Annotated in this window: 18 protein-coding genes and 1 pseudogene; 7 read left to right on the top strand and 12 right to left on the bottom strand. The window is 71.4% G+C overall.

The annotated features are described in order from the left end of the window. Positions 1 to 2: 2 nt before the first annotated feature. Complete coding sequence (locus OHS58_RS47000) at positions 3 to 854, bottom strand: fumarylacetoacetate hydrolase family protein (protein WP_328646570.1); 852 nt, start codon at positions 852 to 854, stop codon at positions 3 to 5. A 202-nt stretch (positions 855 to 1,056) separates the two neighbouring features. On the opposite strand from OHS58_RS47000, the gene OHS58_RS46995 reads away from it, so the two are divergent. Next, positions 1,057 to 2,283: a multidrug effflux MFS transporter gene (locus OHS58_RS46995; RefSeq protein WP_328646569.1), complete on the top strand. Its 1,227-nt coding sequence runs from the start codon at positions 1,057 to 1,059 to the stop codon at positions 2,281 to 2,283. Here OHS58_RS46995 and OHS58_RS46990 read toward each other — a convergent pair. Together OHS58_RS46990 and OHS58_RS46985 are read right to left on the bottom strand one after the other, a co-directional pair. Then, positions 2,261 to 2,860: a hypothetical protein gene (locus tag OHS58_RS46990; RefSeq protein ID WP_328646568.1), complete on the bottom strand. Its 600-nt coding sequence runs from the start codon at positions 2,858 to 2,860 to the stop codon at positions 2,261 to 2,263. The genes OHS58_RS46995 and OHS58_RS46990 overlap by 23 nt on opposite strands. A gap of 17 nt (positions 2,861 to 2,877) precedes the next feature. Then, positions 2,878 to 4,101, bottom strand: a complete 1,224-nt coding sequence (locus OHS58_RS46985) for an NAD(P)/FAD-dependent oxidoreductase (protein ID WP_328646567.1) — start codon at positions 4,099 to 4,101, stop codon at positions 2,878 to 2,880. 203 nt (positions 4,102 to 4,304) lie between these two features. On the opposite strand from OHS58_RS46985, the gene OHS58_RS46980 reads away from it, so the two are divergent. The 3 genes and pseudogenes from OHS58_RS46980 to OHS58_RS46970 all read left to right on the top strand — a co-directional run bounded on the left by OHS58_RS46980 (position 4,305) and on the right by OHS58_RS46970 (position 8,677). Further along, positions 4,305 to 4,508, top strand: a complete 204-nt coding sequence (locus OHS58_RS46980) for a hypothetical protein (protein WP_247062208.1) — start codon at positions 4,305 to 4,307, stop codon at positions 4,506 to 4,508. A 67-nt stretch (positions 4,509 to 4,575) separates the two neighbouring features. Beyond that, a pseudogene (locus OHS58_RS46975) lies at positions 4,576 to 6,554 on the top strand (SDR family oxidoreductase). A 326-nt stretch (positions 6,555 to 6,880) separates the two neighbouring features. Continuing rightward, the gene (locus OHS58_RS46970) at positions 6,881 to 8,677 is read left to right on the top strand and encodes a hypothetical protein (RefSeq protein WP_328646566.1); all 1,797 of its coding nucleotides are present in this window, start codon (positions 6,881 to 6,883) and stop codon (positions 8,675 to 8,677) included. Position 8,678: 1 nt separating this feature from the next. Here the strand turns inward: OHS58_RS46970 and OHS58_RS46965 are convergent, their stop codons facing one another. Next, a complete protein-coding gene (locus OHS58_RS46965) occupies positions 8,679 to 9,350 on the bottom strand; it encodes a S1 family peptidase (protein ID WP_328646565.1) in 672 nt (223 codons plus the stop codon). A 241-nt stretch (positions 9,351 to 9,591) separates the two neighbouring features. Beyond that, a complete protein-coding gene (locus OHS58_RS46960) occupies positions 9,592 to 10,920 on the bottom strand; it encodes an aminotransferase-like domain-containing protein (protein ID WP_328646564.1) in 1,329 nt (442 codons plus the stop codon). Positions 10,921 to 10,987: 67 nt separating this feature from the next. Between OHS58_RS46960 and OHS58_RS46955 the strand changes: the two genes are divergently transcribed. Continuing rightward, positions 10,988 to 11,644: an O-methyltransferase gene (locus OHS58_RS46955; protein ID WP_328646563.1), complete on the top strand. Its 657-nt coding sequence runs from the start codon at positions 10,988 to 10,990 to the stop codon at positions 11,642 to 11,644. 4 nt (positions 11,645 to 11,648) lie between these two features. Here the strand turns inward: OHS58_RS46955 and OHS58_RS46950 are convergent, their stop codons facing one another. After that, positions 11,649 to 13,601, bottom strand: coding sequence for a transglycosylase domain-containing protein (locus tag OHS58_RS46950; RefSeq protein WP_442875504.1), 1,953 nt, complete (start codon positions 13,599 to 13,601; stop codon positions 11,649 to 11,651). Between the two features lie 204 nt (positions 13,602 to 13,805). Here OHS58_RS46950 and OHS58_RS46945 point away from each other — a divergent pair, with 204 nt between their 5' ends. Continuing rightward, positions 13,806 to 14,198 carry a hypothetical protein gene (locus tag OHS58_RS46945; RefSeq protein ID WP_328646562.1) on the top strand — a complete coding sequence of 131 codons (393 nt, stop codon included), beginning with the start codon at positions 13,806 to 13,808 and terminating at the stop codon, positions 14,196 to 14,198. Between the two features lie 78 nt (positions 14,199 to 14,276). Here OHS58_RS46945 and OHS58_RS46940 read toward each other — a convergent pair whose 3' ends face one another. Beyond that, positions 14,277 to 15,005, bottom strand: coding sequence for a FadR/GntR family transcriptional regulator (locus OHS58_RS46940; protein WP_247062196.1), 729 nt, complete (start codon positions 15,003 to 15,005; stop codon positions 14,277 to 14,279). 183 nt (positions 15,006 to 15,188) lie between these two features. Between OHS58_RS46940 and OHS58_RS46935 the strand changes: the two genes are divergently transcribed. Continuing rightward, positions 15,189 to 15,425 (top strand): hypothetical protein, encoded by a 237-nt coding sequence (locus tag OHS58_RS46935; RefSeq protein ID WP_328646561.1) that lies wholly within the window; start codon positions 15,189 to 15,191, stop codon positions 15,423 to 15,425. Positions 15,426 to 15,429: 4 nt separating this feature from the next. Here the strand turns inward: OHS58_RS46935 and OHS58_RS46930 are convergent, their stop codons facing one another. The 5 genes from OHS58_RS46930 to gcvT are packed head-to-tail and all read right to left on the bottom strand — an operon-like array spanning position 15,430 to position 20,575. Continuing rightward, positions 15,430 to 16,797 (bottom strand): L-serine ammonia-lyase, encoded by a 1,368-nt coding sequence (locus OHS58_RS46930; RefSeq protein WP_326947047.1) that lies wholly within the window; start codon positions 16,795 to 16,797, stop codon positions 15,430 to 15,432. Positions 16,798 to 16,810: 13 nt separating this feature from the next. Further along, positions 16,811 to 17,812 (bottom strand): lipoyl synthase, encoded by a 1,002-nt coding sequence (gene lipA / locus OHS58_RS46925; protein WP_328646560.1) that lies wholly within the window; start codon positions 17,810 to 17,812, stop codon positions 16,811 to 16,813. Continuing rightward, positions 17,809 to 19,083 carry a serine hydroxymethyltransferase gene (gene glyA, locus OHS58_RS46920; RefSeq protein ID WP_328646559.1) on the bottom strand — a complete coding sequence of 425 codons (1,275 nt, stop codon included), beginning with the start codon at positions 19,081 to 19,083 and terminating at the stop codon, positions 17,809 to 17,811. The genes lipA and glyA overlap by 4 nt, the downstream gene beginning before the upstream one ends. Continuing rightward, the gene (gene gcvH / locus OHS58_RS46915; RefSeq protein ID WP_247062187.1) at positions 19,083 to 19,460 is read right to left on the bottom strand and encodes a glycine cleavage system protein GcvH; all 378 of its coding nucleotides are present in this window, start codon (positions 19,458 to 19,460) and stop codon (positions 19,083 to 19,085) included. Before gcvH ends, glyA begins: the two co-directional genes overlap by 1 nt. 14 nt (positions 19,461 to 19,474) lie before the next feature. Further along, positions 19,475 to 20,575: a glycine cleavage system aminomethyltransferase GcvT gene (gene gcvT, locus OHS58_RS46910; protein ID WP_328646558.1), complete on the bottom strand. Its 1,101-nt coding sequence runs from the start codon at positions 20,573 to 20,575 to the stop codon at positions 19,475 to 19,477. Positions 20,576 to 20,606: the final 31 nt, after the last annotated feature.

Raw genomic sequence — 20,606 nt, 5'->3', positions numbered from 1 at the left:
GGTCAGGCCTGCCTCGCGGTCTGGCGCTGCCGGCCGAGGCCGTCGATCTCCAGCTCGATCACGTCGCCGTCGCGCAGGTACGGCTTCGGGTCGGGCTGCCCGAGCGCGACGCCTTCGGGCGTGCCGGTGTTGATCAGGTCGCCGGGGCGCAGCACCATCACCTGGCTCAGGTGGTGGATGATCTCGGCCACGGAGAAGATCATGTCCTTGGTCGACGAGTCCTGCTTCTTCGCGCCGTTGACCCACAGCCGCAGGCCGAGGTCCTGCGGGTCGGGCACCTGCGCCGCGGGCACGAGCGCCGGGCCGAGCGGGTTGAAGTTCTCGCAGGACTTGCCCTTGTCCCACTGGCCGGCGCTGAACTGGAACGCGCGCTCGGAGACGTCGTTCGAGACGACGTACCCCGCGACGTGGTCCAGGGCCTCCTCGACGCTGTCGAGGTAGCGGGCGGTCGTGCCGATGACGACGCCGAGCTCGACCTCCCAGTCGGTGCTGACCGACTTGCGCGGGATGAGGACGTCGTCGCCGGGGCCGACCACGACGTCCGGCGCCTTCATGAACACGACGGGCTCGGTGGGCGGCGTCGCGCCGGTCTCCTCGGCGTGGCGGCGGTAGTTCATCCCGATGCAGACGACCTTGCCCGGCTGGGCGATCGGCGAGCCGACGCGCAGGGCCGTGACGTCCTCCGCCGGCAGCTCCCCGGCGGCGAGCGCGGCGGCCACCCGGGCGAGACCGCCGGTGGCGAGGAACCCGCCGTCGACGTCGGCGGTCAGCCCGCTCAGCCCGTAGGTCGTACCGTCGTCGGCGCGGACGTACGGACGCTCGCTTCCCGGCTCTCCGAGGCGTACCAGCTGCACGGATGTTTCCCTTCACCAGCCCGACCAGACATCCGATGTATATCGCAGACGAGGTCTCCGATCCAGAGCCATCGCACAATCGGCGGGAAAATGATCGGATCAGTGTCGGTGGGAGCCCGGTCGAGCACGGCGTGTCACCAGTCACAGGCGGAATAGGCCCGGTGACCACGTCGCTGCTCCTCGGTGTAACTGGAGGAGGCGCATGACCGACACGGCGGAACCTGCCGCGCCCACCCGGCGCGCGCAGCTGAAGTTCGTCCTGATCCTGGGCGGGCTCTCGGCGTTCGGGCCCCTGTCCATCGACATGTACCTGCCGGCGCTGCCGCAGATGGCGGGCGACCTGCACGCCGCGGACACGACGGTGCAGCTGACGCTCAGCGCGTTCATCGTCGGCCTCGCGGTCGGCCAGCTGGTGCTCGGGCCGCTGTCGGACGCGCTCGGCCGCCGCGGGCCGCTCCTCGTGGGCCTCGTCCTGTACGTCGTGGGCTCGGTGCTGTGCGCGGTCAGCCCGGACGCGTGGCTGCTGGTCGCGGCCCGGGGTGTGCAGTCCCTCGGCGCCGCCGCGGGCATCGTGATCGCCCGCGCCGCCGTGCGCGACCTGTACTCCGGCACCGCGATGACGAAGTTCTTCTCGACGCTGATGCTGGTCAGCGGCCTGGCCCCGATCCTCGCCCCGCTGATCGGCGGCCAGCTGCTGAACTGGACGTCGTGGCGCGGGGTGTTCGTCGTGCTGACGGTGTTCGGCGCGCTGCTGCTGGCCGTGGTCGCCTTCGCGATGCCGGAGCCGCTGCCGGTGTCCCGCCGCTCACCCGCGCGTCTGGGCCGGGTGATGAAGACGTACGGGCGGCTGGCGGTGGACCGGACGTTCGCGGGTTACGCGCTGGCGTCCGGCCTGCTGTTCGCGTCGATGTTCGCCTACATCTCGGGGTCGTCGTTCGCGCTGCAGGGCGTGTACGGGTTGAGCCCGCAGGCCTACAGCGTGGTCTTCGGCGCCAACGGCGTCGGCATCGTGCTGGCGGGTCAGCTCAACGGCCGGCTGGTGGGCCGGGTTCCCGAGCGCACGCTGCTGCTCGCCGGTCTCCTCCTCGGCGCGCTCGGCGGCGTCCTGGTGCTGGTGTCGGCGTTGGCGCACCTGCCGCTGGCCGCGCTGCTGGTGTCGTTGTTCCTGCTGGTGTCGAGCATCGGCCTGGTGATGCCGAACGCGAGTTCCCTGGCGCTGGCCGAACACGCCCGCTCGGCGGGCGCGGCGTCGGCGCTGCTGGGCGTGCTGCAGTTCGTGGTCGGCGGAGTGGCCACACCACTGGTGGGCTTGGGCGGCCCGGGAACGGCCGTCCCGATGGCGGCGACCATCGCCGGGTTCGCGTTGCTGGCGCTGGTGGCTTTCCTGACCCTGACCCGGCCGCCGGTCAGGCCGGATCCGCTGTCGTGAGCCGGCTGTTCTCCCTCGAGCTGTCGTCGATCGAACCCAGGTCGACGCGCATGGCGTTCGTGAGCAGCTCGAACGCGTCCACGGCAGGGTCCCACACGTCGTCGAAGTTCCGTCCCCGCAGCTTCATGTCCGGCCGGGCGAGCCAGTCCCGGGTCGCCCGGAGCCGGCCACCGAAGCCGCGAGCCGCCGACGTGACGTCTTCGGAAGCGACGATGGCGCACGAGGTGACCAGGTCCTGCAACCTGCGCAGCGCCCCGGCCAGCTCGAGAACGGTCTCCGCGTTGCCCTCGGACCGATCGGAACGAGAGACGGAAAGCGCGGTCACGGCGTCCGCGAACACCTGGGTGATCTTCAGGTAGATCTCCGACCTCAACCCGAACAGGAGCTTCCGGCGTTCCAGCTCGCGCTGGTGCTCGAGCTCCTGGGCGAACCGCTCCCGTTGCTGCTCCAGCTCGGTCGCGGATCTCTTGTTCGCGCTTTTCGTCGTCAACCACGTGGTGATCGACGCCGTCAGGAGGGCGACCACCGCTGTCATGCCGGCGACAGCGATGGTCAGCCAAGCGGGAGTGTTGTTCATCTGGGCAGGCTTGACCCTCAGCCGAGGTCCGCGAGATCGCCCGTCTCGAGCTGCTCCGCCGTCACCTTCGTGCGGCCGTCGACCAGCGCGCTCAGCGCGTCGCCGTCGTCCCACATGTTCACGTTCATCGCCGCCGCCACTTCGCCGTCGCGGAGCCAGAACGCCGTGAACTCCCTCGACGCGAGGTCGCCCCGCACCACCAGCTCGTCCGCGGCCGGGTCGGCCAGGCCGCGGTACTCGCAGCCCAGGTCGTACTGGTCGGTGAAGAAGTACGGCGACGCCAGGTAGGGCTCGTTCTCCCCCAACAGGTTCTGCGCCACGTGCGTGCCCTGGTCCTTCGCGTTCTGCCAGTGCTCCACGCGGATGCGGCGGCCGTAGCGCGGGTGGAAGTGGGCCGCGATGTCGCCGACCGCGTAGACGTCCGGGGCCGCTGTGCGCAGGCCCGCGTCCACCGCGACGCCGCCGTCGTCGGACAGCTCCAGGCCCGCCGCGTGGGCCAGCTCGATCCGCGGGGCCGCGCCGACCGCCACCAGGACCACGTCCGCCGGCAGCTCGTCGCCGTTGCCCAGCTTGACGCCGCGGACGCCGTCCGGGCCGCCCGTGATCTCCGCGACCTGCTCGCCCAGGCGCCAGTGGACGCCGTTTTCCGTGTGCAGGTCCCGGAACACCCCGCCGATCGTCTCGCCGATGACCGTCGAGAGCGGGACCGCGACCGGGTCCACCACCGTGACGTCCGCGTCGTGCGAGCGGGCGGCCGCGGCGGCTTCCGAGCCGATCCAGCCGGCGCCGATCACGACCACGCGCTCCGCCTCGGCGAACGCGGACCGCAGCTTGAGCGCGTCGTCGAGGCTGCGCAGCGTGTAGAGGCCCGGCAGGTCGCCGCCGGGGACGGGGAGGGCCTTCGGGCGCGAGCCGGTGGCCAGCACGAGGCGGTCGTAGCGGTGCTCGCCGCCCGCGTCGTCCAGGACCAGCCGCGCGCCCAGCTCGACGCGGGTCGCCGTGACGCCCGGGGTGAACCGGATGTCCTTCTCCGCGTAGTACTTCTCTTCGTGCACCCAATCGGGTTCGTCGGTGGTGCCGAGCAGGACGCCCTTAGACAGCGGCGGCAGCTCGTACGGCCGGTGCGGATCGGCCCCCATAAGCAGGACTTCGCCGGTGTAACCGCGTTCGCGCAACGCGGCCGCGGCGGACGCACCGCCCAGGCCCGCTCCGACGACGACGATCTTCCGCGGCTCCGACATCCTGACCTCCACCGGCGACAGCAAATCCTGGCGCGAACCTACTCCGGAACCCGCCGCACCACATCCCGGTACGCCGGAACCCCTCGTTCCGCAAGGGAAAACTCGCGAGTAGGCAAATCGGGTGAACCGGCGTCATGGCCCCGTGGCGCGGGTCTCCCACCCCCGCACGAAGCAGAACGTCGAGGGAATCGGAGGCGACGACCATGAGTCGGGGCGAGTGGTCGGTCACCTGCCGGGATCTGGCCGGCAGGCGCAGGGACGTGACGGTGTTCGTCAGCAACGACAAGGTGGTGCTCGTCGCGCCACCGGGCGAGGCGGCGGTGCTCGGGCCGCTGGACGTCGGACGGCTGCGAGCCGCCCTGCGTGACGCCATCGTGGCTACGGCGGACGACAAGGTGGAAACCTGACAACTACCGTTCCTACTTTCCAGTAGGTTAGAGTCGGCCCGACGACGTCGAGTGCGAGGGGCCGGCCATGACCACCTACTTCGTGACGGGCGCGACGGGTTTCCTCGGGAAACGCCTGGTCGCCCGGCTGCTGCGGCGACCGGAGACGGCCGCGGTGTACACGCTCGTGCGTGAGACCTCGCGGGAGCGGCTGTCGGTGCTCGCGGAGGGCTGGGCGAACGCCGGCAAGCTGCACCCGGTGGTCGGCGACCTGACCGAGCCGCGGCTGGGCGTCGACGCCGACGGGCTGCCGCACCTGGACCACGTCGTCCACCTCGCGGCGGTCTACGACTTCACCGCGGACGAGGAGACCAACCGGCGCGCCAACGTCGAGGGCACCCGCCACCTGCTCGCCTTCGCCGCGACAGCCGGGGCGGGGCTCGTGCACCACGTCTCCTCCATCGCCGTCGCGGGCGACCACGCCGGGCGCTTCACCGAGGCCGACTTCGACCTCGGCCAGCACTTCGGCTCGCCGTACCACGCGACGAAGTTCCAGGCCGAGAAGCTCGTCCGCGAGCAGCCGCTGCCCTACCGCGTCTACCGGCCCTCGGCCGTCGTCGGCGACTCGCGCACCGGCGAGATGGACAAGATCGACGGCCCGTACTACTTCCTGCCCGCGATCTCGCGGCTGGCGGCGCTGCCCCGGCGTCTCCCGCTCGCCGCGCCCGACCTCGGGGCGACCAACCTGGTGCCGGTCGACTACGTCGTCGAGGCGATGGAGTACCTGATGCACCGGGACGCGCCGGCCGGGGCGACCTACCACCTCGCCGCCGCGCGCCCGCAGTCGCTGAACTCCGTCTACAACGCCTTCGCGCGCGTCGCGGGCGGGCCGGCGATCCGGGCCGTGCTGCCCGCGAAGCCGTCGAACGTGCTGCGGCGGGCGGGCACCCGGCTCGCGCACGCGGCCGCCGCCGGGGTCGACCGCGTGCCCGGCGGGCGCGCGACGCGGGCCGCCGTCCTCGACGAGCTGGGCGTCCCCCTCGAAGTCCTGCCGCACCTGAGCACCGAGGTCGTCTTCGACACCGCGCGCACGACGACGGCGCTGTTCGGCAGCGGCGTCCAGCTCCCCGAGCTGCGCGACTACGCCGCCCCGCTCTACCGCTTCTGGCAGGAGCACCTCGACCCCGACCGCGCCCGCCGCACCCACGGCCTGGCCGGGCGGACGGTATTGGTCACCGGCTCGTCGTCCGGCATCGGCCGCGCGTCGGCGCTCGCCATCGCGCGCAAGGGCGCGAAGGTGCTGCTGGTGGCCCGGCGCGCCGACGAGCTCGACGACGTCCGTGGCGAGATCGCGGCCGCCGGCGGCGTCGCGGCGGCCTACCCGTGCGACCTCACCGACGGCGACGCGGTCGACGCGCTGGTCAAGGACGTGCTGAGCGACCACGGCGCCGTCGACATGCTGGTCAACAACGCCGGCCGGTCGATCCGGCGCTCGGTTTCGCTGTCCACGGAACGGTTCCACGACTACGAGCGCACGATGGCGATCAACTACTTCGGCCCGGTGCGGCTCATCCTCGGGCTGCTGCCGTCGATGGCGCAGCGGCGCTTCGGGCACGTCGTCAACGTCACCACCATGGGCCTGCAGACCGACACCCCGCGCTTCTCCGCCTACTTGGCTTCGAAGGCGGCGCTGGAGGAGTTCGGGCTGGCCGCCGGGCGCGAGACGCTCTCGGACGGCGTCACCTTCACCTCCGTCCGGATGCCGCTGGTGCGGACGCCGATGATCGCGCCGACCGGCTACCGCGGGATCCCGTCGAGCAGCCCGGAACGCGCGGCCGCGCTCGTCGTCAAGGCCCTCGAAGAACGTCCCGCGATCCTCACCTCCCCGAAGGACGGGCCGCCGAGCTGGCGACGCTCGTCGCGCCGCGGCTCTCCCGCTTCGCCGCGCACCTCGCCCACCGGGCGACGCGGGAGTCGGCGCCGGAGGCCCGCGGGCTGCCGGGCCGGCCCGCGCCGGCGGCCGTCGCGGCGGCGATCACCCGCGTGATCTGGCGCCGTCGTGGGTGATCGGTGCGAATTTCCGGCAAAACCCTGGCACCGCGGCGACGGTACTTCTACCCTCGCGCGAGTCTCGTTCATCAGGACGAGCGTGAACTGGGGAGTTCGAAATGCCGGAACGCAGTACTGGGGAACGCACCGCCTTCGCGGATCAGACCGCCGCGATCGGCACCGCCCGCACCACGACCGGGTGACGTCTTGTGAGTGTTCAGGGCGGTTAGAACCGCCCTGAACACTCACGAGCAGGTGGGGGCGGGTGGTCCGGCCGGTATCCGCGGGCGGCCCGGCCGCTACCATCGCTTCCCGGGTGTGATCGGGAGCGGAAGGCGGGCGGCGTGGACGTGGCGAGTCCGGTGCGCGCCACTGCTTCCCCGGAGCCCGCTCCCGCGGAGCGCTCCCGGCCGCTGCTGCGCTGGAGCGTGCACGCCGCCTGGGTCGTGCTGCTCGCGCTGGCCACCGAACTGCGCGTCGGCCGCTTCGGCTTCCACCCGTCCGACCAGGGCTTCATCCTCGCCCAGGCGTGGCGGGTGCTGCACGGCGAAGTGCCGCACGCCGAGATCATCTCCGCGCGCCCGCTCGGTTCGGCGGTGCTGCACGTCGCCGACTTCGCGCTGCCGATGCCGTTGTTCTTCGGCTCGAGCTTCCTGTCCATGATCGAGATCATCGTGGCGACCATCGGGTTCGCCGCGCTGGTCACCCGCCGCCGGGTGCTGGCCTGGGGGCCGGGCATGACGGCGATGGTCGCGGCGGCGTCGCTCATCAACCTCAACGCGTTCCCGCTGATGGCCTGGCACACGGTCGACGGCATCGCGCTCACCGCGTGCGGCGCCTGGGCCCTGGACGCGGGCCTGCGCGGCGGCCACGCGTTCGCCCGGCGCGGCGGCCTGGCCCTGCTCGGCTGCGCGGTGTTCGTCAAGCAGAGCTTCGCGCTGGCCGCGGTGATCGGCGTGTTCTGGCTGCTGCTGCACCCGTCGACGCGGGCCGGCGCGCTGCGGACGGCGCGCTGGTGGCGCCGACTGGTCCTCGACCTGCTGTCCCTCGGCGCGCCCGGGCTGGCGTACGTGGCCTGGGTGAGCCTGGGCGGCGGGTTCGCGGAGATGGTCGAGCAGCTCACCGGCGGCGTGCCCGCGTACGGCCAGCGGCTGCTCGGGCTGTGGCTGGAGGACCCGGAGGTGCTGACCCGGGCGCCGGTGCGGGAGCTGAGCTTCTTCGCCGCGATCGCCGTGGTGCTGCTCGCGGTCCGGCTGCCGGGCGACCGGCTCGGCGCGGCCGGCCGGGTGGCGTCCTGGGTGCTGGTGCTGGCCGGCGCGACGGCCGTGGTCCTGACCGTGGTCGACGGCCGGTTCACCGGCTCGTCGCGCTGGGCGGACGTGCTGTGGTGGATCGTCGCGGTGAGCGTGCTGGTCAACGCGGCCGTGACGCGCAAGGTGCCGTGGGCCGGGCTGCTGGTGCTCGCGACCGGGTTCATGACCAGCCTGTCCTGGGGCAACGACACGCCGACGCTGCTCACCGGGACGCTCGCGCTGACGGCGTTGCTGCTGCTGAGCGCCGTGGTCCCGCCGCGGCCGCGGCTGGCGCGGCGCTGGGTGACGGCGACGGCGGGCCTGACGGCGGTGGCGGTGTGCGGCTGGGTCGTCGTCGCGCGCCACGACCAGGCGGCCTACCTCGACCTGAGCCACGACAAGCTGACCGAGGACCTCGGCGCGGTGACCCCGGCGATGAGCGGGATCCGCACCAACCCCTCGACGTTCACCTACGTCCGGCAGATCCGCGACTGCCTGGCGGAGTTCCCGGCGGCCCGCACGGCGATCCTGCCGGACAGCTCGTTCGCCTACCCGGCGTTCGGCCTGCGCAACCCGTTCCCGCTGGAGTGGCCGCTGCCGCTGGAGATCGTCGGCGACGCCCCGCAGCGCATGCTCGCGGAGGCCGACGACCTCAACCGCGAAGGCGACTACCTGGTGCTGTTCCAGACGGACTCGATCCGGCAGCTCGCCACCGGCGGCCCGGTGCCGGCCCAGATCCCGCTCGACACCCCGGTGTTCGACTACCTGGGGCTGGAGAAGGCGATCCAGGCGAAGCTCACCGGGCGCGCGGTGACCTGCGGCAGCTTCGTCGGGAAGTACGCGCGCTGAGTCACCCGCCGGCGATCTGCTCCTGGATCCAGCCGGCGACGACGTCCACCCGCGCGATGACCTCGAGCCCGGGCTGGGGGCACGCCGGGCCGTCGTTGACGATGGCCACGAGGGTGCCGGTGCGGTCGTCGTCGGAGGTGAAGAACGGGCCGCCCGAGTCGTCCTTGCACGGGCTGTTCTCGACGGTCCGCGTCACGACCGGCGCGGCTTCGAGGGTGGTCTGCCGGATCTTCGCGACGGTGAACTGACCGCGCTTGAGGTGGTCCGAGGGCGCGACGACGGTGGCCGACACCGAACCCCAGCCGATGAACCGCAGCGGCTGCCCCTTCGACGGCGGCTCGGTCGCCAGCTTCAGCGGGGTGATCCCGGTGATGGGCGCGCTGAGCTTCACCACGGCGAGGTCGTTGACCGCGGACTGCCGGACGTCGACGACCTGCGCCGACTCGCCGCCGGTGTCGCTGTCCTTGAGCTTCCCGAGCGTCACGGTCATGTCGTAGCGTGGCTTGCCCCCGACCCGGACGTCGTTGACGTCGTGGAAGCAGTGCCCGGCGGTCACGACCCACCGGGCGTCGATGAGCGAGCCGCTGCAGGCACCGCTGCGGACACCGCCGCCGGGGACCGGGATGTCCGTGGAAGTCAGCTTCGCGTTGAACGGCAGGATGGGATCCGGCACCGGACGACTGAGCACCGGAGTCGTCGGGCTACTCCCGGTAGTACTGCTTTCGGTCACCGCGGTGTGCCGCGGAGCGTCGGCGCTCGCGATCAGCGACGCGCCGAAAGTGGTGTAAGCGCAGGCCAGCCCGGCTCCCACGACAGCCGCGACAGCGGCAGCCCCCAGCCTCGGCCCGCGGCGGCCGCGCGATTTCTTCCTCACTCTTATGAGTACGTACGCCAGGCCGAGATGGTTGCGTGATCTAGTCCACGAGCAAGTCGTCGGGCGTGCCGGACGCCAGCTCGGCGAGGACTTTCAGGGCCGCGTCGAGTGTTTCGGGAGGCGGCGCCGACACCGCGATCCGCACCGCGTTCGGCGCGTGACCCGGCAGCACCGCGAACGCCGACGCCGGGGACAACGCGATCCCGCGCCGCGCCGCCGCCGCGACGAACGTCTCCGCGCGCCACTGCTCGGGCAGCACCCACCAGCGGTGGTACGACGCCGGGTCGCCGTGGACGTCGAACCCGGCCAGCCGCTCCGCCAGCACCGTGGCCCGCGAAGCGGCGTCCGCACGCTTCGCCGTCTCCACCTCCGCCAAGGTGCCCGTCGCGATCCACTGCGTCGCCGCCTCGACCGCGAACCGCGGCGCCGCCCAGCCGCCCGAGCGGACCGCCGACGCCAGCCGGGCCGTCCACGCCGGCGGCGGCACCAGGAACCCCGCCGTCAGCCCCGGCGCGACGCGCTTGGACAGGCTGTCCACGAACACCGTCCGCTCCGGCGCGAACGCCGCGAACGGGCGGACGTCGGCGCGCAGGAACGTGTAGATGCCGTCCTCGATCACCGGCAGGTCCAGCCGCGTCACGACCTCGGCGAGGGCCGCGCGCCGGGCCGCGGGCATCGTCGTGCCGAGCGGGTTGTGCAGTGTCGGCTGGACGTACAGCGCCCGCACCGGGCCGGCCGCCAGCAGCGCCGCGGGCACCAGGCCGTCGTCGTCCGTCTCGATCGGCACCAGCTCCACGCCGAGCCGCGCGGCGACGCCCTTCACCACCGGATACGTCAGCGACTCGACCGCGAGGCGTTCCCCCACCGGCACGAACGCGGCGATCGCCGCCGCGATGGCCTGGCGGCCGTTGCCGGTGAACAGCAGCGTCGCCGGGTCCGGGTGCCAGTCGCCGCGGGTGAGCAGCGCGGCCGCCGCGTCGCGCGCGACCGGGGTGCCCGCGGCGCCGATCGGGTGCAGGGCCGCGGTCAGGACGTCCTGGCGCAGCAACGGTTCCAGCGCGCGGGCGAGGCTCGCGGACTGACCCGGCAGCACGGCGAAGTTGAGCTCGAGGTCGACGCGGGCGTCGCCGGGCTCGGCGAGCGCGGGTTCCGGCGGCGGCTTCGCGGCCCGGATGAACGTGCCGCGGCCGACCTCGCCGACGGCCAGGCCGCGCCGGACCAGCTCGCCGTAGACGCGGGCGGCCGTGGAGTTCGCGATGCCGCGCTCCCGTGCGAAGCGGCGCTGCGGCGGGAGCCGGTCGCCCGGGCGCAGGCGGCCGGCTTCGACGTCGGCGGCGAGAGTGTCCGCGACGACGCGGTAGTCGTCCATGTCCACCTTCCTCCCCGGCCGTCCCGGTCATGATCCCACCGGCGCGGATCCCGCTAGGTTGGGTCCCATGAGCGACAACACCTGGGCCGCGGTCGACGACTACTTCGCCGCCGCCGTGCTGAGCCCCGATCCGGTGCTCGACGCCGCGCTGGCCGATTCCGCGGCCGCCGGCCTGCCGTCGATCGCCGTCGCCCCGAACCAGGGCAAGCTGCTGAACCTGCTGGCCCGCCTCGCCGGCGCGCGGTCGATCCTGGAGATCGGCACGCTCGGCGGGTACAGCACGATCTGGCTGGCCCGCGCGCTCCCGGCCGGCGGCCGGCTGGTGACCTGCGAGTACGAGCCCAAGCACGCCGACGTCGCGCGGGCGAACCTGGCGCGCGCGGGCTTCGGCGAAGAGGTCGTCGACATCCGGGTGGGCGCCGCGCTGGACACGCTGCCGACGCTCACCGGGCCGTTCGACTTCGTGTTCATCGACGCCGACAAGGCCAACCTCGACAACTACGTCCGCGAGGCGCTGGCGCTGTCCCGGCCGGGCACGACGATCGTCGTCGACAACGTCGTGCGCGGCGGCGCGGTGGTCGACGCCGGGAGCACCGACCCGAACGTCCAGGGTGTGCGGCGGATGGCCGAGCTGATCGCCGCCGAACCCCGGCTGGACGCGACCGCCGTCCAGACGGTCGGCGGCAAGAGCTACGACGGGTTCCTGCTGGCCCTGGTCCGCTGAGCCGTCACCGCCGCGGGCGGATCTCCGGCGGCGGCGCGAGCGCCACGCCCCGCTTCGCGTCGCCGAGCGGCCGGATCGGCTGCCCTTCGTGTGCCGCGGCCATGAACGCGCGCCAGATGTCGGCCGGGACGACGTCGCCGGTGAGCTTGGCGCCGGTCGCGTCCTTGAGCAGCCGGTCGTCGTCGGAGCCGATCCAGACCGCGGTCGCCAGCTGCGGCGTGTAGCCGACGGCCCAGGCGTCCTGGTTGTCCGGGGAGTTGCCGTGCTCGGCCGCGCCCAACCGCAGCGCCGCCGGGCGCCCGTCCGGCAGCGACGTGCCCAGCGTCGCGGTGACATCCTCGGCGACGCGGCGGCTCGCGTCGCCGTCGTCGTCGAAGGCGGGCCGCGCGGTGTCGGTGTGCTCCCAGACGACCGCGCCGCTCTCGTCGCGCACCTTCGCCACGAAGTGCGGGGTGGCGCGCTGCCCGTCGGCGGCGAAAGTCGCGTACGCGCCCGCCATGTCCAGCGGCCGCAACGGGTACCGGCCGATCGCGATGCCCGCGCCGATCAGGAAGCCGTCCTTCTCCCGCATGGTCGGCACGCCGTCGACGGCCTCCGGGATGCCCGCCTGCCGCGCGGCCTCGCTCAGCGCGTCCGGGCCGAGTTTCCTGGCCACGGCGATGAACGGGCCGTCGGCCTGGGACTGCATCGCGGCGACCGGCGTGCACTTCGGGCAGACGACCGGGTACTGGAAGCTCTCGCCGAGGAACTCCTGCTTCTCCGGCGACGGGAGCGGCTGGTCGAGGCCGTACCCGCCGCGCAGGGCCGCGGCGAGCGTGAACGGGTAGAACGCCGAGCCGGCCGCGTGCGGGGTGCTCGCGTAGTCGCGGACACCCTGGTCACCGCCTTGGTAAGCGCGCACGGCGCCGGTCTTCGGGTCGACGGCGACGACGGCGCCGCGGAACTCCTTCGGCTCGCCCTTCAGCCTGTCCTGCAACGCTTTCGTCGCGGCGGCCTGCGCGGTCCGGTCCAGCGTCGTCTCGACCGTCATGTTGCCCTGCTGGAGCCGGCCGAGCGGGAAGCCGTCCTGTTCGAGCTCGGCCAGCACCTGCTGCTTGACGTGGAATCCGTCGTAGGTGACGCGGCCGGCGCGGGTTTCCGACGGTGGCTGGACCTCCGTGCCGGGGTAGGCCATGCTTTCGTCGCTCTTCACGTAACCGCGCTCGACGAGCTTGTCGTGCACGTACTGCCAGCGCCGCGCGGCGTGCGCGTCGCCGGAGGCCGCCGGGTCGTGCACCGACGGCGACTGGATCATCCCGGCCAGGAACGCGGCTTCACTCCAGGTCATGGAGTCGTCGAGCTTCTTGCCGAAGTAGGCGTTCATCGCCGCGGCGGGCCCGAACGTGCCGCGGCCGAAGGAGATGATGTTGACGTAGCTCTCGAAGATCTGTTCCTTGCTCTGTTCCTGGGTGATCTTGGTGGCCAGCACGAGCTCGGCGAACTTGCGCCCGACCGTGGCGTCGTCGTCGCCGGTGGATTTCTTGATGTACTGCTGGGTGATCCCGGACCCACCGCCGACGCCGGTCAGGAACGCGCGGCCGATGCCGGTCGGGTCGAACCCCTGGTTGTCCCAGAAGGTCGGGTCCTCGGTGGCGATGATCGCGTCGCGCAGCTTCGAGGGCACCTGTGCGTAGGGCACGAACATCCGGTCGCCGTCGGCCGGAATCACCTTGAGCAGCGGCGATCCATCGGAGTAGTTCAGCACGACGGTCTTGTCGAGCCCGGCGAGCACCTCCTGCGGGCTGCGCACGTCGAGCACGAGGTAGGCGATCCAGAACGCGATCAGCGGCACACCGACGAGGAGCCCGAAGCTCCAGTAACCGATCCGCCGCATCCGCCGCCATCGCCGGCGCCGCGGGGTGTCGGGCTTCGCTTCGGCGTCATCGGCACCGTCGGGTTCCGTCGTCGTCGAGGTCACGAATGGATGACGTCCGGTCGAGTGAAAAGGTTCTGTGGAGAATTAACGGAGTTGTTCGAATCCTGTCAAGACGGCGTGGGCGCCCATGGCCGATCTTGAGCCCTCCGCAGGCTGGCCGAGCCGCCCGCACAGAACAAGGACCTAGACGACAGACAGTCCTTCCTGTAAGTTCCTGTAGAACTAGTACTTACAGGAAGGACGAGCATGGTTCGAGTCACCGTAGGAGGGCGCCCCCTCGATCTGAATCACGAAACCGTGTTGACCGCGATGCGCGAGGTCGCCGCCGAACCGATCCGCGAACATTTGGTCGAGGTTGGGCACACAGTTTTCCCGCCGAAGCAAGTGTTCGCCGTCGTCACAGGTTGGGAGCGGACGACCTACACCACGATGGAAGCCCAACGAGTTCTGACGAAAGTTGGCTTTGTATGCCGTCGCGCGGGACAAGCCGCAGATGGGCGACCAGCTTGGCTCACCCAGCCTGCGCTCGAGACTTCACCAGAGGAGCGAGTCGCGGCACTGGAGGCGGCTTTAATAGTGACTCAGGAGGCCGTTGCCCGGCTGTCGAGCCGCGTCGCCGAACTTGAGAGCAAAATCTGAGAACAGACGACACACAGCATGACCATGAAATAGTTATCTGGTCCGATCGAGCTGAGTCTATTACCTAAGGCGTTCGAGTCAGGCCAGGAAGGCGCGCAGCAGCGAAGCCGTTCCCTCGATGTGCTCCGCCATCGCGTGGCGGGCCGCGACCGCGTCGCCGGCCAGGATTGCGTCCACTATTGCCTCGTGCTGGGCGTTCGAGTGCTCCAGGTTCGGCTGCAGCAGCGGGATCCGGTCCAGCAACTGGTTCACCCGCGTGCGTGCGTCGGCCATCGCCGTGGTCAGTGAGCCGGATGCCGTGACCTCGGCGATCGCCAGGTGGAGGCGGGAGTCCTTGCGGCGGTAGTCGTCGAGGTCGGCGCCCGCCGCCTCGGCCAGGGTGCCCGTGAGGTGCTGGCGGTCGGCCGGGCTCAGCGAGCGGGCCGCGGCCATCTCCGCCGCGCCCGTCTCCAGCACGTAGCGCAGGCTCAGCGCGTCCTCCAGCACCACGGAGTCGACGGCGACCGCGTCGGGTGCGTGTTCCGGCGGGCCGGGGAGGGTCTCGTTCACGAACGTGCCGCCGTAGCGACCTCGACGTGACTCGACGTAACCGGCGTCGGAGAGTGCGCGGATGGCCTCGCGCAGCGTGACGCGGCTGACCCCGAGCCGTTCGGCGAGCTCACGCTCCGACGGGAGCCGCTCCCCCGCGCCGACCACGCCCAGCCGGATCGCCTGCAGCAGCCGCTCGACGGTCTCCTCGAAAGCGTTGCCCGCGCGGACCGGCCGGAACAGCGCTTCGCCGGCATTCACCACCGAGGTCGACTCCATCCCGCGAGTTTAGGCCGCGGGCCACGGTGGCCGGATGGTTCACCCGCCGCGCGCGACCCGGGCACGCTGGGTGTCCGTCACGGTACGCCTCGCACCTTCGAAGTGGACCGAGGCTCGCGCGGCGATCACACTGTGTTCGCGGTGCGAAAAACCTGTGGAACCGAACGGGCACAGTCGGCGACGATGGGCCGCACGACACCGATGAGCGACGCAGGGGGCGAGCCGGTGCACTTTCTGATGGCCGAAGATCTGGTACACGAGCGCGAGAACGAGTTGCGCCACGGCGTGCGCAACCGTCCGCCGGGCCGGGCGACACCACGCCGCCACACCGGAACCCGGCGCCAGCAGTTCGGCTGGACCCTCGTGGAGGTCGGCCTGCGGCTGGCCACCGAGTCCGACGACGAGGCCCGCCGCAACTGACCTGTCAGCACTCGATGACGTTCACCGCCAGGCCGCCGCGGGCGGTTTCCTTGTACTTCACGCTCATGTCGGCGCCCGTCTCGCGCATCGTCTTGATCGCCTTGTCCAGCGTCACCACGTGACTGCCGTCGCCGCGCATCGCCATCCGGGCCGCGTGGATGGCCTTCGACGCGCCGACCGCGTTGCGCTCGATGCACGGGATCTGCACCAGGCCGCCGACCGGGTCGCACGTCAGGCCCAGGTGGTGCTCGACGCCGATCTCCGCCGCGTTCTCGACCTGCGCCGGGGAGCCGCCGAGCACCTCGGTCAGCCCGGCCGCCGCCATCGCGGACGCCGAACCGACCTCGCCCTGGCAGCCGACCTCGGCGCCGGAGATCGAGCCGGTCTGCTTGAGGATCGAGCCGATCGCGGCCGCCGTGAGCATGAACGTGACGATGCCGTCGTCCGACGAGTGCCGGATGAACCGCTGGTAGTAGTGCAGGACCGCGGGGATGATCCCGGCGGCGCCGTTGGTCGGCGCGGTGACGACGCGCCCGCCTGCGGCGTTCTCCTCGTTGACCGCCAGCGCGTAGAGGCTGACCCAGTCCATCGCGTACAGCGGGTCGTCCAGGCCGTCCTCGGCCAGCAGCTTCTCGTGCAGCGCCCGCGCCCGGCGCGGCACCTTCAGCCCGCCCGGCAGCACGCCTTCGTGGACGCAGCCGTTGCGGACGCACTCGGCCATGACCGCCCAGATCCGCAGCAGGCCGTCCCGGACCTCTTCGCGCGAACGCCACGACAGCTCGTTCGCCATCATGATCTCGCTGATCGGCAGCCCGGTCGACGCGCAGTGCCCGAGCAGGTCCGCGCCGGTGCGGAACGGGTACGGCACCGGCGTCGCGTCCTCGACGAACACCGCGTCCGTCTCGTACGACTCATCGCGGACGAAGCCGCCGCCCACCGAGTAGTACGTCCGCTCACGCAGCAGCGAGCCGGACGCGTCGAAGGCCCGGAAGATCATGCCGTTCGGGTGCGCCGGCAGGGACTTGCGGCGATGCATGGTGAGATCGGTGTCCTCGTCGAACGCGATCTCGTGCGTGCCGCCCACCTTCAGCCGGCCGGACTCGCGGATCTCCGCGACGCGCACCGGCACGGTGTCGGTGTCGATGGCCTCGGGACGCTCACCCGAAAGCCCGAGCAGGACGGCTTTGTCGCTGCCGTGGCCGAAGCCGGTCGCGCCGAGCGAGCCGAACAGCTCGGCCTGCACGCGCGCGGTCCGGCCGAGGTCGTCGCCGAGACCGTCCACAAAGGTCAGTGCCGCGCGCATCGGGCCGACGGTGTGGGAGCTCGACGGCCCGATACCGATGGAAAACAGGTCGAAGACGCTGATCGCCATTGATCCGCCTCTCCTATCTCGCCAGCAGGGAGCTGGCTTCTTGCGCGGCCGGCCCCTGGTCGGTGAGGTGCCGCAGGTTCTCCGGCAGCTCTTCACCGCGGTGGGCCTTGGTCTGGGCGTAGAGCCGTCCCGCGCGGTACGACGACCGCACGAGCGGCCCCGCCATGACGCCCGCGAAGCCCATCGCCTCGGCGGCGTTCGAGTGCTCCACGAACTCCTCCGGCTTCACCCACCGGTCCACCGGGTGGTGCCGCGGCGACGGCCGCAGGTACTGCGTGATCGTCAGGATCTCGCACCCGGCGTCGACCAGGTCCTGCATCGCCGGGGCGACCTCGTCCGGGGTCTCCCCCATGCCGAGGATCAGGTTCGACTTCGTGACGAGCCCGAACTCACGCGCCTTGGTGATGACGTCGAGCGACCGCGCGTACCGGAAGCCGGGACGGATCCGCTTGAAGATCCGCGGCACCGTCTCCACGTTGTGCGCCAACACCTCCGGACGCGACCCGAACACCTCGGCCAGCTGTGCCGGGTCCGCGTTGAAGTCCGGGATCAGCAACTCGACGCCAGTACCCGGGTTCAGCGAGTGGATCTGACGGACGGTCTCGGCGTACAGCCAGGCCCCACCATCCGCAAGGTCGTCACGAGCCACGCCGGTGATCGTCGAGTACCGCAGCCCCATGGCCTGGACGGACTCCGCGACCTTCCGCGGCTCCGTCCGGTCCAGCTCGGCCGGTTTACCCGTGTCGATCTGACAGAAATCACACCGGCGCGTGCACTGGTCACCACCGATGAGGAACGTCGCCTCCCGGTCCTCCCAGCACTCGTAGATGTTGGGGCACCCGGCCTCTTCACACACCGTGTGCAGGCCTTCGCGGCGCACCAAGCCCTTCAGTTCGGTGAACTCCGGGCCCATCCGCACCCGCGTCTTGATCCACGGCGGCTTCTTCTCGATCGGCGTTTCGCTGTTGCGGATTTCCAGGCGCAGCAGCTTCCGGCCCTCGGGCAGAGCGCTCACCGGGACAGGTCCGCGTACAGCGGGTGCTTCTTGGCCAGGGTCTCGACGCGGTCGCGCAGCTTCGCGCGGAGGGCGTCGTCGAAGTCGGGCTTGAGGGCCTCGGCGATGACGTCGGCGACCTCGGTGAAGTCCTCGGCCTGGAAGCCGCGGGTGGCCAGCGCCGGGGTGCCGATCCGCAGGCCGGAGGTGATCATCGGCGGGCGCGGGTCGAACGGGACGGCGTTGCGGTTGACCGTGATGCCGACCTCGTGCAGCCGGTCCTCGGCCTGCTGACCATCCAGAGTGGACTGGACGAGGTCGACGAGCACCAGGTGGACGTCGGTGCCGCCGGTCAGCACACGCACGCCGGCCGAAGCGCAGTCCTCCTGCGACAGCCGCGACGCCAGGATGCGGGAGCCGTCCAGGGTGCGCTGCTGGCGCTCCTTGAACTCCTCGCTCGCGGCGATCTTCAGCGCGACGGCCTTGGCCGCGATGACGTGTTCGAGCGGCCCGCCCTGCTGGCCGGGGAACACCGCCGAGTTGATCTTCTTCGCCAGCTCCTGGCGGCACAGGATCAAGCCGCCGCGCGGGCCGCCGAGGGTCTTGTGCGTGGTCGTGGTGACGATGTCGGCGTGCGGCACCGGCGACGGGTGCAGGCCGGTCGCGACCAGCCCGGCGAAGTGCGCCATGTCCACCATCAGCTTGGCTTCCACCAGGTCCGCGATGCGGCGGAACTCGGCGAAGTCGAGCTGACGCGGGTACGCCGACCAGCCGGCGATGATCAGCTTCGGCTTGTGCTCGACGGCGAGACGCTCGATCTCGGCCAGGTCGACGATGCCGGTCTCTTTGTCGACGTGGTAGGCGACGACGTTGTAGAGCTTGCCCGAGAAGTTGATCTTCATCCCGTGCGTCAGGTGGCCGCCGTGCGCCAGGTCGAGGCCGAGGATGGTGTCGCCGGGCTTGAGCACGGCGAACATCGCGGCGGCGTTGGCCTGCGCGCCCGAGTGCGGCTGCACGTTGGCGTGCTCGGCGCCGAACAGCGCCTTCGCGCGGTCGATCGCGAGCTGCTCGACGACGTCGACGTGCTCGCAGCCGCCGTAGTAGCGGCGGCCGGGGTAGCCCTCGGCGTACTTGTTGGTCAGCACCGAGCCCTGCGCCTCGAGCACGCCCACCGGGGCGAAGTTCTCGGAGGCGATCATCTCCAGGGTCGACTGCTGGCGGGTGAGCTCGTCGGCGACGGCCGCCGCGACCTCGGGGTCGACGTCGGCGAGGTGGGCGTCGAAGGTCGTCATCAGCTCTCCTGGGTGAGTGCGGCGTAGGCGGCGGCGTCGAGCAGCTCGGGGACGTCACCGGAGAGACGCACCTTGAGCAGCCACCCTTCGGCGTACGGGTCCGAGTTGATCACCTCGGGGGTGTCCGACGTGGTGCCGTTGACCTCGACGACCTCGCCGGAGACCGGCGCGTACAGCTCGCTGACGGACTTGGTCGACTCGACCTCGCCGAACACCTCGCCCGAGGTGATCGTGGCGCCGACGTCGGGCAGCTGGACGAACACGATGTCACCGAGCGACTCGGCGGCGAAGGCGGTGATGCCCACGGTGGCGACGTCACCTTCGACGTTCAGCCACTCGTGTTCCTTGGTGTACTTCAGGTTCTCGGGGATGCTCACGGTGCAAGAGTCCTTTACGCGCGGGAGTAGAAGGGCAGGGCGACGACCTCGACGGGCTCGATCCTGCCCCGGATGTCGACGGAAAGTTCGGTGCCGGGCTCGGTGTACGCCCGATCGACGTACGCCATGGCGATCGGGTGACCCAGCGTGGGCGACAGCGCCCCGCTGGTGACCTCGCCGATCACAGTGCTGTCCACGCCATCGGCCAGCAGCTTGTAGCCGTGACGCGGAGCGCGGCGCCCCTGGCCCTTGAGCCCGACGCGCACGCGCGGGACGTCGGCCTTGGACCGCTCTTCCAGGGCCGCGCGGCCGACGAAGTCGCCCGGCTTCTCGAACTTGACAACGCGCCCGAGCCCCGCTTCGAATGGGCTCTGGCCGAGGGTGAGTTCGTTGCCGTACAACGGCATCCCGGCTTCGAGGCGCAGCGTGTCGCGGCAGGCCAGCCCGGCCGGGACGAGCCCGTGACCCTCACCGGCCTCGGACAGGATGCGCCACACCGCCGGGGCCTCGTCGGCCGGGACGAACAGCTCGAAGCCGTCTTCGCCGGTGTAGCCGGTGCGGGCGAGCAGGACCTCGTGGCCCTTCACGACCGCCGGCACGCTGGCGTAGTACTTGAGCGCGTCGAGGTCGGCGTCGGTGACCGTACCGAGGATCTTGACGGCGTTCGGGCCCTGGACGGCGATCAGCGCGGTCGTCTCCGACTGGTCGTCGACGACCGCGTCGAAGCCCGCGACCCGCTCGGCGAGCGCGTCCGCGACGACCTTCGCGTTGCCCGCGTTGGCGACGACCAGGTAGTGCTCGTCGGCCAGCCGGTAGACGACCAGGTCGTCGAGCACGCCGCCGTCGGCGTCGCAGATCATCGTGTAGCGCGCCCGGCCCGGCTTGACCCCGGTGAGGTTGCCGACCAGCGCGAAGTCCAGGACGTCGGCGGCCTGCGGGCCGGTGACGTGGATTTCGGCCATGTGCGAGAGGTCGAACAGCCCGGCCGCCTCGCGGACGGCCTTGTGCTCGGCCAGCTCGCTGGCGTAGCGGACCGGCATGGACCAGCCGGCGAAGTCGGTGAACAGTGCACCGAGTCCCTTGTGGACTCCGTGCAGGGACGTTTCGCGAGACATGTTCGCCTTCCGTGGGTGGGGTCGTGAGTGC

This window comes from Amycolatopsis sp. NBC_00348, from assembly GCF_036114655.1.
Taxonomy (GTDB): domain Bacteria; phylum Actinomycetota; class Actinomycetes; order Mycobacteriales; family Pseudonocardiaceae; genus Amycolatopsis.
The sequence above is the reverse complement of the archived record's forward strand: the minus strand, read 5'-3'. Positions and strand labels throughout refer to the sequence as shown.